This is a genomic window from Pseudomonas sp. GW822-FHT02G04, assembly GCF_058802085.1.
On the sequence record NZ_JBXANU010000007.1, the window covers coordinates 220,983 to 233,342 of the forward strand.

At 60.5% G+C, this 12,360-nt stretch carries 6 protein-coding genes and 1 pseudogene; 5 read left to right on the forward strand and 2 right to left on the reverse strand.

Annotated elements, in window-relative coordinates; genetic code table 11:
* Positions 1 to 2 precede the first annotated feature (2 nt).
* On the reverse strand, positions 3 to 968 hold the full coding sequence (locus tag AC1RO5_RS12755) for a 2-hydroxyacid dehydrogenase (protein WP_493175228.1): 966 nt from the start codon (positions 966 to 968) through the stop codon (positions 3 to 5).
* A gap of 290 nt (positions 969 to 1,258) precedes the next feature.
* On the opposite strand from AC1RO5_RS12755, the gene AC1RO5_RS12760 reads away from it, so the two are divergent.
* The 5 genes from AC1RO5_RS12760 to AC1RO5_RS12780 all read left to right on the forward strand — a co-directional run bounded on the left by AC1RO5_RS12760 (position 1,259) and on the right by AC1RO5_RS12780 (position 10,330).
* Complete coding sequence (locus AC1RO5_RS12760; protein ID WP_493175230.1) at positions 1,259 to 1,888, forward strand: LysE family translocator; 630 nt, start codon at positions 1,259 to 1,261, stop codon at positions 1,886 to 1,888.
* A gap of 186 nt (positions 1,889 to 2,074) precedes the next feature.
* Entirely contained in the window at positions 2,075 to 3,757 is a 1,683-nt protein-coding gene (locus AC1RO5_RS12765) for a fatty acid--CoA ligase (protein WP_493175232.1), read from the forward strand.
* Positions 3,758 to 4,090: 333 nt separating this feature from the next.
* Complete coding sequence (locus tag AC1RO5_RS12770; protein ID WP_493175234.1) at positions 4,091 to 5,980, forward strand: DUF1302 domain-containing protein; 1,890 nt, start codon at positions 4,091 to 4,093, stop codon at positions 5,978 to 5,980.
* A gap of 28 nt (positions 5,981 to 6,008) precedes the next feature.
* Positions 6,009 to 7,373, forward strand: coding sequence for a DUF1329 domain-containing protein (locus tag AC1RO5_RS12775; protein WP_493175236.1), 1,365 nt, complete (start codon positions 6,009 to 6,011; stop codon positions 7,371 to 7,373).
* 218 nt (positions 7,374 to 7,591) lie between these two features.
* Positions 7,592 to 10,330 carry a winged helix-turn-helix domain-containing protein gene (locus tag AC1RO5_RS12780; protein WP_493175238.1) on the forward strand — a complete coding sequence of 913 codons (2,739 nt, stop codon included), beginning with the start codon at positions 7,592 to 7,594 and terminating at the stop codon, positions 10,328 to 10,330.
* A gap of 111 nt (positions 10,331 to 10,441) precedes the next feature.
* On the opposite strand, the pseudogene AC1RO5_RS12785 reads toward AC1RO5_RS12780, so the two are convergent.
* Positions 10,442 to 12,360: pseudogene (locus AC1RO5_RS12785) on the reverse strand (calcium-binding protein); the annotation flags it as partial.

The window sequence follows — 12,360 nt, forward strand, 5'->3', positions numbered from 1 at the left end:
TATCAACTGACGACCCGCAGTGCTTTACCGCTGAAGTAAGCCTGAGCGTTTTCCGTCAACTGGCCAACGATTCGCTGCCGCGCCTCGCGGCTGCCCCAGGCGTTGTGCGGAGTGACGATCAGCCGTGGAATGTCCTGGGCCAGCAGCGGATTGCCCGCAGTTGGTGGTTCGACACTCAACACGTCGGTGGCCGCGCCGCCCAGGTGGCCGTTGCGCAGGGCATCGGCCAATGCCTGCTCGTCAATCAAGCCGCCGCGCGCGGTGTTGACCACGAAAGCACCGGGTTTCATCGAGGCCAGTTCACGGGCACCGATGAAGTTTCGGGTGTGTTCGTTGAGCGGGCAGTGCAGGGTCAGGGCGTCGATTTGCGGCAACAGTTCATTCAATGGCAAGCGATCCGGGCGGGCGGGGCGGCCCGGAATCTGCCCCAACAAGACACGCATGCCGAACGCCTCGGCCAGCCGCGCTACCGCGCCGCCCAGTTCACCGTGACCGAGCAGACCGAGGGTTTTGCCTTCGAGTTCGACGATCGGGTAATCCAGCAGGCAGAACTGTTTTGCCTGCTGCCAGCGACCTTCGGCGACGGCTTTTTGATAGTCAGCCAGGCGTGTCGCCAGGTTCAGCAACAACATGATCGTATGCTGAGCCACCGACGGCGTGCCGTAACCCTGGCAATTGCAAACGGTGATCCCGTGGGCGCGGGCGGCGGCCAGGTCGACGTTGTTGGTGCCGGTGGCGGTGATCAGGATCAGCTTCAACTCGGGGCTGGCCGCCATGGCCGCCGCATCAATCAGGATTTTATTGGTGATGGCGACAGTGGCGCCTTTGAGGCGTTCGATCACCTGCGCAGGCGTGGTCTGGGCGAACAGCTGCAAGTCGCTGAAGCACTCGCGTAGTGGGCTGAGGTCGAGATCGCCGAGGTCCAGGGACGGATGGTCGAGGAAAACGGCGCGGCGAGAGTTCGTCATCAACTGTACCTTTTGTGCATTGAACTGAAGGCGTAATCTGCCGAGCCTACCAGATGAATGTAGTGCCTGGTCTGGCACAAAACCTGTGGCGAGGGAGCTTGCTCCCGCTGGGCTGCGCAGCGGCCCTAACCCAGGCGACCGAGTATTGTCAGGCATACCGCGTTATCCGGTTTGCGACTGCTTTGCAGCCGAGCGGGAGCAAGCTCCCTCGCCACAGATATGAAACGTGGCAAATAGGCGAGGTTTGCCTCGAAGATTTTTACTGATCGACCTGCCCAAAAGGAGCCCCCATGTACTGGACAGAGTTCTTGACCGTTGCCCTGATTCACCTGCTGGCCGTTGCGAGCCCTGGCCCGGATTTCGCCGTGGTGGTGCGTGAGAGCGTGACCCACGGTCGCCGTGCCGGGACCTGGACAGCGTTGGGCGTTGGCTCGGCGATTTTCCTGCACGTCGGTTATTCGCTGCTGGGGATCGGGCTGATCGTGTCTCAGTCGATCGTGCTGTTCAACGCCTTGAAATGGGCCGCTGCCGCGTACCTGCTGTACATCGGCTACAAGGCCCTGCGCGCACAACCGGCCAAACCTGCGGCTGACGACCTGCACCAGGAAGCCGGCGAGCGCACCGCGCGGGGGGCCTTCACTTCAGGGTTCGTGACCAATGGCCTGAACCCGAAAGCCACGCTGTTTTTCCTGTCGCTGTTCACCGTGGTGATCAACCCGCACACGCCACTGGCGGTACAGGCCGGTTACGGGATCTATCTGGCAGCGGCAACAGCTATCTGGTTTTGCCTGGTGGCGATGCTGTTCAGTCAACAGCGCGTGCGCGCCGGTTTCGCCCGCATGGGCCACTGGTTCGACCGGACGATGGGTGCGGTGCTGATCGCCATTGGCGTGAAACTCGCGTTCACCGAGATGCACTGATTTCTCGAAACAGTCACAAAAACCCTGCGGCCCAAGTGATGGATCACCAATTCCTGCAAATGCTGGCGCAAAGCTAGCATTTGTACGGCTCTGCAAATCATACCTTTGGCTGATTTGACTGGCGTTCAAGGCCTCTAGAGTGCTTAGCTTTAGCAGCCAAGACTGTGCAGTCAAAAAGGGACTCTTATGTTGCAGACTCGCGTTATTCCTCCAGCCGAGGGCGCTTACCAGTATCCGCTGTTGATTAAACGGCTGCTGATGTCCGGCGCCCGTTATGAAAAAACTCGCGAGATCATCTACCGCGATCAGTTGCGCTACAGCTATCCGACCCTGATCGAGCGGGTCGCGCGGTTGGCCAATGTGCTGACAGAGGCCGGCGTGAAGGCCGGGGATACCGTGGCGGTGATGGACTGGGACAGCCATCGCTACCTGGAGTGCATGTTCGCCATCCCGATGATCGGCGCGGTGATCCACACCATTAACGTGCGCCTGTCGCCAGAACAGATTCTCTACACCATGAACCACGCCGAGGACCGCTTTGTGCTGGTCAACAGCGAGTTCGTCGGTTTGTACAAGGCGATTGCCGGGCACCTGACCACGGTGGAGAAAACCCTGCTGTTGACCGACTTGCCGGAAAAGACTGCCGAGTTGCCGAACCTTGTCGGCGAGTACGAGCAACTGCTGGCCGCGGCGAGCCCGCAGTACGACTTCCAGGATTTCGACGAAAACTCGGTGGCCACCACGTTCTACACCACCGGCACCACCGGTAACCCCAAAGGCGTGTATTTCACCCATCGGCAACTGGTGCTGCATACCATGGGCGTGTCGACCATCATGGGCGCCATCGACAGCGTGCGGCTGTTGGGCACCAACGACGTGTACATGCCGATCACCCCGATGTTCCATGTGCACGCCTGGGGCTTGCCGTATGTGGCGACCATGCTCGGGCTCAAGCAGGTTTATCCGGGCCGTTACGACCCTGAGTATCTGGTGGAGCTGTGGCGCAAGGAGAAGGTGAGCTTTTCCCACTGCGTGCCGACCATCCTGCAAATGGTCCTCAATGCCAAGGCGGCGCAAAACGTCGATTTCGGTGGCTGGAAAATCGTCATCGGCGGCAGCGCGCTCAACCATGCGCTGTACGACGCCGCCAAGGCCAAGGGCATCCAGTTGACCGCCGCTTATGGCATGTCGGAGACCGGGCCATTGGTATCCTGCGCCCACCTCAACGATGAGCTGATGGCCGGCACCGAAGACGAACGCACCACCTATCGGATCAAGGCGGGTGTGCCGGGGCCGTTGGTTGAGGCGGCAATCGTCGACACCGAGGGCAACTTCCTGCCTGCCGATGGCGAAACCCAGGGCGAACTGGTGCTGCGTGCGCCGTGGCTCACCGAGGGTTACTTCAACGAGCCGCAAAAAGGTGCCGAGCTCTGGGCCGGGGGCTGGCTGCACACCGGCGACGTGGCAACCCTGGACGGCATGGGCGTGATCGACATCCGTGACCGGATCAAGGATGTGATCAAGACCGGTGGCGAGTGGATCTCTTCCCTGGACCTGGAAGACCTGATCAGTCGCCACCCTGCGGTACGCGAGGTAGCAGTGGTGGGCATCGCCGATCCGCAGTGGGGCGAGCGCCCATTTGCGCTGCTGGTGGTTCGCGAAGGGCATCAGATCGGGGCCAGGGAACTCAAGGAGCACCTCAAGCCGTACGTTGAACAGGGGCACCTGAGCAAGTGGGCTATCCCGAGTCAGATCGCCATTGTTACTGAAATTCCCAAGACCAGCGTCGGCAAGCTCGACAAGAAGCGTATCCGCGTCGACATCACCGAATGGCAGGCCAACAACAGCACCTTCCTCTCGACGCTTTAAGCGTCATCTGGCGTGCCCGAAAGGGTACGCCAGAGCCACCAAGCAAGCGCTTGGCTTGTGAAATCCGAATTTTCAGCCATCCTTGCCGTGCCGACATGTGTCGGACTGGCGAAAGGACTGTTCCAGAGTGGCTGGCAGCGCAAATCACACTTTAGAGGGATCAAGCACTACTACCTGCTGGCTATAGTCCGCTCAAGGATTTTTAAGAACGGAGCTCACGCAATAAACGGGGCGATGCAACTTTGGAGTGACTTCGGACCACTTGGCTTCCGGTCACCCACAGCGTTTTTAAAAGTACTAAGCCATAACAATAATGCACATGGAGTAGCGTCGATGACATCAGTAAACCAGTTCTGGCGCCGGGCGAAACTGCCCCTGGCGGTCAGTCTTGCTTCTTCGCTCGCCGGGCCTGCATTCGGCGTCAGTTTCAACGTCGGTGAAATCGAAGGCCAATTCGACTCATCCCTGTCGATCGGAGCCAGTTGGTCTACTCAGAGTCCCAACAAAAACCTCATCGGCGTCAATAACGGGGGCCACGGCCTGTCCCAGACGTCCGATGACGGTCACGCCAACTTCAAGAGCGGCGAAACCTTCTCGAAGATCTTCAAGGGTATCCATGACCTTGAATTGAAATACGGCGACACCGGCGTCTTCGTCCGGGGCAAATACTGGTACGACTTTGAACTCAAGGATGAAAGCCGCGAGTTCAAGGACATCAGCGACAACAACCGCAAGGAAGGCGCCAAGTCCTCCGGTGGCCAGATCCTCGACGCATTCGTCTACCACAACTACTCCATTGCCGATCAGCCGGGTTCCGTGCGTCTGGGCAAGCAGGTTGTGAGCTGGGGTGAAAGTACTTTCATCGGCGGCGGCATCAACTCGATCAACCCGATCGACGTCTCCGCGTTCCGTCGCCCCGGCGCCGAGGTCAAGGAAGGCCTGATCCCGGTCAACATGTTTTACGTGTCCCAGAGCCTCACCGACACCCTGTCGGCCGAGGCCTTCTATCAGCTGGAGTGGGACCAGACCGTCGTCGATAACTGCGGCACCTTTTTCTCCCAGCCCGACATCATTGCCGACGGATGCGACAACAACCTGCGCGTGCTGAACAAGCGCTCGACCATTCCGGCCATCGCATTGGGCCCATTGGCCGCGGCGGGCGTCGATGTCAACGAAGAAGGCGTGCTGGTGCGCCGTAGTGGCGACCGCGATGCGCGGGACAGCGGCCAGTGGGGCGCGTCCTTGAAGTACATGTTCGAACCGCTCGATACCGAGTTCGGCGCCTATTTCATGAACTACCACAGCCGTGCGCCGATCTTCAGCGCCACCGGTGCTCCGCAATCGATCTACAACGGCGTGGCGGCATTGCCGGCGGCGTTCCGCGCGCTGGGGCCACTGGTGGTCGCGGGTAACTCCAAGTACTTCGTCGAGTACCCGGAAGACATCCGCCTCTACGGCCTGAGCTTCTCCACCACCCTGCCTACCGGTACGGCGTGGAGCGGCGAGATCAGCTACCGTCCGAACGCGCCGGTGCAGCTCAACTCCACCGACATCCTGTTCGCGGGTGTGCGCCCACTGGGCGGTGCCCTGGCCAACGCTTCGCTGCTCGACGGCGTACCGGGTCAGGACTTGCACGGCTATCGCCGCAAGGAAATCACCCAGTTCCAGACCACCCTGACGCACTTCTTCGATCAGGTCATGGGCGCCAGTCGTCTGACCCTGGTGGGCGAAGTGGGCGTGACCCACGTCGGTGGCCTGGAAAGCACCTCTGACGTCCGCTATGGCCGTGACCCGGTCTATGGGCCTGGCGAACTGCCGTCCACCGGTGGCCTCGATACCTGCTCGGCGATCCTCAACACCAGCACCATCAATGGTGCCGGCGCAGGTGCCGCTACCAACAACCGCAGCCGCAATTGCAACGACGACGGCTTCACTACGGCCACTTCGTGGGGTTATCGCGCCCGAGCCATTTGGGAATATCCCGACGTATTCGCCGGTGTGAACCTCAAGCCGAACGTGGCCTGGTCCCACGACGTGAGCGGTTACTCGCCAGGCCCTGGCGGCAACTTCGAGGAAGGTCGTAAAGCGGTAAGCCTGGGGCTCGATGCCGAATACCAGAACACCTACACCGCGAGCCTGGCGTACACCAACTTCTTCGACGGCAAGTACACCACCGTAGATGACCGCGACTTCGTTGCGCTCAGCTTCGGCGTGAACTTCTAAGCACTGCATTTTCAGGACGAACACATTTATGAAAATAACAAAGAGTCTGTTCCACGTTGGTGTTCTGGGGCTTTCGCTGCTGGCGACCGGTGTCATGGCGGCGGTCCCTGCGGCCGAAGCGGACAAGCTGGGCAAGAGTCTGACCCCGATGGGCGCCGAGATGGCGGGTAACGCCGACGGTTCGATCCCGGCCTGGAAACCCCTGCCGAAAAACGCCGGTTCCGTGGACAGCAAGGGTTTCCTGGCTGATCCGTTCCCGAGTGAGAAACCGCTGTTCACCATCACCGCGCAGAACGTCGACCAGTACAAGGACAAGCTTGCGCCGGGCCAGTACGCGATGTTCAAGCGCTACCCGGAAACCTTCAAGATGCCGGTTTACCCGTCCCATCGCGGTGCCACCGTGCCGGATGACGTGTTTGCCTCCATCAAGAAGAACGCCACCAACACTAACCTGGTGTCCGGTGGCAACGGTCTGGAGAACTTCGAAACCGCGATCCCGTTCCCGATTCCGAAAAGCGGCGTTGAGGTGATCTGGAACCACATCACCCGCTATCGTGGCGGCAGCGTGACCCGTCTGGTGACCCAGGCCACGCCGCAGCCGAACGGCTCGTTCAGCATGGTGTACTTCGAAGACCAGTTCGTGTTCCGCGACAAGATGAAGGATTACGACCCGAAAAACCCGGGCAACATCCTGTTCTACTTCAAGCAGAAAGTGACCGCCCCGGCACGTCTGGCCGGTGGTGTGCTGCTGGTGCACGAAACCCTCGACCAGGTAAAAGAACCGCGTTCGGCGTGGGTCTACAACGCCGGCCAGCGTCGAGTGCGTCGTGCGCCGCAAGTGTCCTATGACGGGCCGGGCACCGCTGCCGACGGCCTGCGTACCTCCGACAACCTGGACATGTACAACGGTGCACCGGACCGTTACGACTGGAAGCTCGAAGGCAAGAAAGAGATGTACATCGCCTCCGACAGCTACAAGCTCGACGATCCGAAACTGAAGTACACCGATGTTATCAAGGCCGGTCACATCAACCAGGACCTGGCTCGCTATGAATTGCGTCGGGTCTGGCATGTGGTCGCGACCCTGAAGGAAGGTCAGCGTCACATCTACGCCAAACGTGACTTCTACATCGACGAAGACACCTGGCAGGCAGCAGTGATCGACCACTACGACGGTCGCGGTCAACTGTGGCGCGTCGCCGAGGCTCACGCCGAGAACTACTACGACAAGCAAGTGCCGTGGTACGCCCTCGAAACCCTGTACGACCTGCAATCGGGCCGCTACCTGGCGCTGGGCATGAAGAACGAAGAGAAGTCGGCGTATAACTTCGGCTTCACCGCCAGCACCGCCGACTTCACTCCGGCCGCGTTGCGTCAGGAAGGCGTTCGCTAAAACGTTGTAACCCGAGGCCGCATCCTCGAAAAAACGCCCCGACTGGTTCGGGGCGTTTTTTTTTGGAAGTTCATAAAGATCGTTGTCCGGCATACCGACATTTTTGCTCGTAGTCTTTTTGTAGCCATTTGTAGCAATAACCTTCAATAGCTCTTCGTTTACCGCTAGGCTGCGGACATCTGTAACGCCGCCATCAGTATTTCAAACAAGAGCCGGCCATGACTGATCTGTCCCCACTTCCGGGCCCTGCAAGCGTTGCCGTCGCGGCACTGGACGGGCGCTTTTTCCGGCCTCCGCTGCCCGCCGGCCATGTGCTGCGGCCGCGTCTGTGTGAGCGCCTGAGTGCAGGTCTCGGTGGCAGGCTGTTGCTGGTTAGCGCGCCGGCAGGGTTCGGCAAGAGTTCATTGGCGGTGGAGTTTTGTCAGGGGTTGCCGGATCACTGGCAAAGCCTGTGGCTGGGCTTGAGTTTGCGGGACAGTGATCCCGGCCGTTTTCTTGAGCGCCTGCTCGAAGGTCTTCAGGACTACTTTCCACAACTGGGCAGCCAGGCGTTGGGGCTGCTGAAAATGCGCCAACGTCATCAACCGTTCGCCTTTGAAGAATGGCTGGACGGTTTGCTCGATGAGCTGGCCGTGCACCTCTCACCCAACACGCCGCTGCTGTTGGTACTTGATGACTATCATCTGGCCCAAGGCCCGGTGCTTGATCGTTGTTTGCAGTTTTTCCTCAATCATTTACCCGATGGCCTGCTGGTGATGGTCACCAGTCGGCAGCGTCCGGACTGGCATCTGGCACGCCTGCGGCTGTCGCGGCAACTGCTCGAGTTGCATGAGCAGGATCTTCGGTTGACCCATGATGAAGCCCTGAGCCTGCTTGATCGACACAGCATTTCATTGCGTGGCGAGGCGCTGGAGAGTTTGATCCAGCGCAGCGAAGGCTGGGTGGCAGGGCTGCGCTTTTGGCTATTGGCGGCCTCCGAGGTGGGCAGCGAGGGTGCATTGCCCCAGTCGCTGTACGGCGGGGAAGGGCTGATTCGCGATTACCTGCTCGAAGAAGTCATCGATTGCCTGCCCGCCGAGGTGCAGTCATTCCTGTACGACACCGCGCCTCAGGAGCGCTTTTGCAGTGAGCTGTGCGACGCTGTGCGCGAAGCCCATGACAGCGCCGAAATCCTGCGTTTCCTGCTGGCGCATCAGGTGTTTCTGGTGCCGTTGGACGAACACGGTCACTGGTATCGCTATCACCACCTTTTTTCCGATCTGTTGCGCAGCCGGCCCACCGCCCAGGCGATGGTGCCGACGGCGAGCCTGCATCTGCGCGCCTGCCGCTGGTTCAACGCCCAGGGGCTACTCGATGAGGCGGTGGAGCAGGCCTTGCGCGCCGGGCACCTGGATGTCGCGGCGAATCTGGTGCAAAACCTTTCTGAAGAGCAACTGCTGGCCGAGCAGAACGTCGGCATGTTGCTGCGCTGGAAAATGGACTTGCCCGATAGCCTGTTAATCAGCACGCCACGGCTGATCGTGCTCTACAGCTGGGCGTTGGGGCTGGCCTGTCAACTGGACGCCGCCGAAGAGTTGGCCAGTCACCTGAGCCGCTTCCTGCCGGCGCCGTCGGCTACTGCGCAAAAATCCATGCTGGCGCAATGGCTGGCCCTGAGCGGGATCATTGCCCGGGGGCGAGGCAATCGCGAGCTGACCATGCTCTATTGCACCGAAGCGCTGGAAAGCTTGCCGGCCAAACGGTATGGACAGCGATTGATGTGCCTGTCGACATTGTCCAATCTGGCGATTGCCGATGGCGACTTGTGGCGTGCCCGGGGTTTGAATCGTGATTCGCTGGAGTTGGCACAGCGCGTTGGCAATCCATTGTTCGAGGCCTTGGCCCATTACGACCGTGCCCGGGTATTGCAGGCGCGAGGGGAGATCCTGCGTTCACTGGATGAAGTCCGTCAGGGGCTGCAACGCCTGCAAGGTTTATCCCCACAACGGCTTTATGCGGTGCGCGCGCGCCTGACCTTGTACGAGGGTTTTTTGCTGGCGCTGCGCTTGCAACCCCAGGCCGCACGGGCACGTTTGCAAGCGGGGTTGGGCGAAGCCCGGGCCTGCCGCGATATCAGCGTATTGATCGGCCACTGCGTGATTGCCCGGCTGGAGGGCAACAGCGGCGAATTCGCGAAGGCCTTCGCCGAACTTGCCGAGGCCGAGCGCCTGATGCACATCTGGGACGTCCCGCCGATTTACTATCTGGCGATGATTACCCTGGTCAAATGTGAACTCTGGCTGGCTCAGGGCCGCACCGATCTGGCCGAAGCCTGGCTTGCGCGACTGGGCCAGACCTATAACGGCGAGCACCCGGCGGCCCCCCCGGAATTCCATCCACAACTGCCGCTGCATATTGAGTTGCAACAGGCGGTGCTGGACATGATGAAGGGCCAGCCCATGCTCGCCGAAGGGCGCCTGAATGCGTTGCATGAGCACGGTCAGCGCAGCGGTCGGCAGATGCTCAGCGTGATGGCGCTGAATCAGAACGTTACGCTGTTGTTGGCGGGCGGACGCGAACCCGAGGCCCGCAAGGCGCTGGCCCAGGCTTTGGAAGCGGCCGCTGGAGGTGTCCTGCAACCGTTTGACCGATTACTGGTCGAGCACCCGGACTGGCTGCGTGGGCAACTTCAACTCTGTGCGCCGACGGCCGTTTCGCAGAGCCTCTCGGAAAAACTTCCGGCCATGGCTTCCCGTCCGGTGGTGGAGTCGTCTCCTGCTGCGGAACAACTCAGTACACGCGAACTGGCGGTTCTGCGGCTCATCGCCCAAGGGTGCTCGAATCAGGAAATCAGCGACCAATTGTTTATTTCGCTGCATACCGTTAAAACCCATGCCAGCCATATCAATAGCAAGCTTGGGGTAGAGCGGCGTACGCAGGCTGTGGCTCGGGCGAAGGAGTTGGGGGTGTTGGGGTAGAGCAGCTCACCCGATATTTTTTCGCGTTCAAGTATTGGCGTTTTGGTTCAGTTTTGGTGGCACAAAACAAAACACCCCGACATTCGTCAGGGCGTATTGTTTAGACCTTGGTCAAGCTACCAGGTCCTTGGCACTGAAGGTATCGACGCCCACCAGCTGTATTTCGAAGTCTGCATCCAGCCTGCCGTTGACGTTGCCGTACAACACATGATCTTCGAAACGCAGTTGTCCTGCCCCGGTGAACTCATTCGAGTCAATGAATGTAAAGGCGTTGAACGCAGTGGTGAGGATATTGGCATCGAGTTTCGACAGGTCGATCTTATCGCCCTGTAGGCTGCTGAAGTCGGTGATGACGTCACTGTTTGCCCCTTTACCCAGCTCACTGAGTAAATTGAAAACAAACCGGTCGCTACCAGCGCCGCCCGTCAGGATGTCTGTGCCCAGACCTCCTATCAGCAGGTCATTGCCCATACCACCATCAAGCAGGTCGTTGCCCGCTCCACCATTGAGCACGTTGTTGCCGCTGTTGCCGGTCAGCACGTTATTCAGGGCGTTGCCGACACCGGTGAGGTTGTCGCTGCCGGTGAGGGTGAGGTTTTCCAGGTTGGCACCCAGGGTCCAGCTCACCGAGGAGCGCACGGTGTCGAATTCGCTCGCCAGGGTGCTGGTCTCGGTGACCGTGTCCTTGAGGTTATCGACGATATAGGTGTCATTGCCGCTGCCGCCAATCATCACGTCGGCGCCAAGGCCACCGTCCAGAACGTTATTGCCGCTGTTGCCGGTCAGGCGGTTGCTCAGGGCGTTGCCGGTGGCGTCGAGCGGGTCGCTGCCGGTGAGGGTCAGGTTCTCGAGGTTGCTGCCCAGGGTGTAGCTGATCGACGACAGGACCGTGTCGATTTCGCTCAGCGAGGTGCCGCGTTCGATCACCGTGTCGCCGATATTGTCGACCACGTAGGTGTCGTTGCCAGCACCGCCGTCCAGGGTATCAGCCCCGGCCTTGCCGTCGAGGGTGTTGGCGGCGGCGTTGCCAGTGAGGTTGTTATCGAGTTCATTACCTGTAAGGTCCAACGCGGCGAGGCCGAGTAGCACGCCGTTTTCGATGTTGGCCGAGAGGGTGTAGCTCACCGTCGTGCGGATCAGGTCGCGGCCTTCGTCGGCCAGTTCAGTGACCTTGTCGGTGGCGTTGTCGATGACATAGGTGTCGTCGCCGCTGCCGCCGCTGAGGGTGTCAGCATCGGCGCCGCCATCCAGCCAGTCGTTGCCGGCCCCGCCTTGCAGGTCGTTGACAGAGGCGTTGCCGAGCAGGGTGTTGTTCAGGTCGTTGCCGATCACGGTGAAGGCACCGAGGCCGGTCAGGGTGACGTTTTCGACGTTCTGCAGGCTGGTTTGACTGAGGTCGACGGTGCTGCTGGCCAAAGTCGAGGCGTAGGTGATGTTCAGCAGGTCGCGACCCTGGTCGGCCGTTTCCTGCAGCAGCGCCAGTTCACCGGCCTGGTCGAGGACGTAGGTGTCGTCGCCGGCGCCGCCGATCAGCGTGTCCAGCCCCGCGCCACCGTTGAGGATGTTGTTGCCGCTGTTGCCGGTCAGCACGTTGTTCAGGGCGTTGCCGACACCGGTGAGGTTGTCGCTGCCGGTGAGGGTGAGGTTTTCCAGGTTGGCGCCCAGGGTCCAGCTGACCGAGGAGCGTACAGTGTCGATTTCACTCGCCAGGCTGCTGGTCTCGATGACTACATCCTTGAGGTTGTCGACGATGTAGGTGTCGTTTCCGCTGCCGCCCATCATCAGGTCGGCGCCTGCGCCGCCGTCCAGGGTGTCAGCCCCAGCCCTGCCGTCGAGGAAGTTGGCGGCGGCGTTGCCGGTGAGGCTGTTATCGAGTTCGTTGCCCGTGAGGTTCAACGCGGCGGTGCCGAGCAGCACGCCGTCTTCGACGTTGGCCGAGAGGGTGTAGCTCACCGCCGTGCGGATCAGGTCGCGGCCTTCGTCGGCCAGTTCAGTGACCTTGTCGGTGGCGTTGTCGATGACGTAGGTGT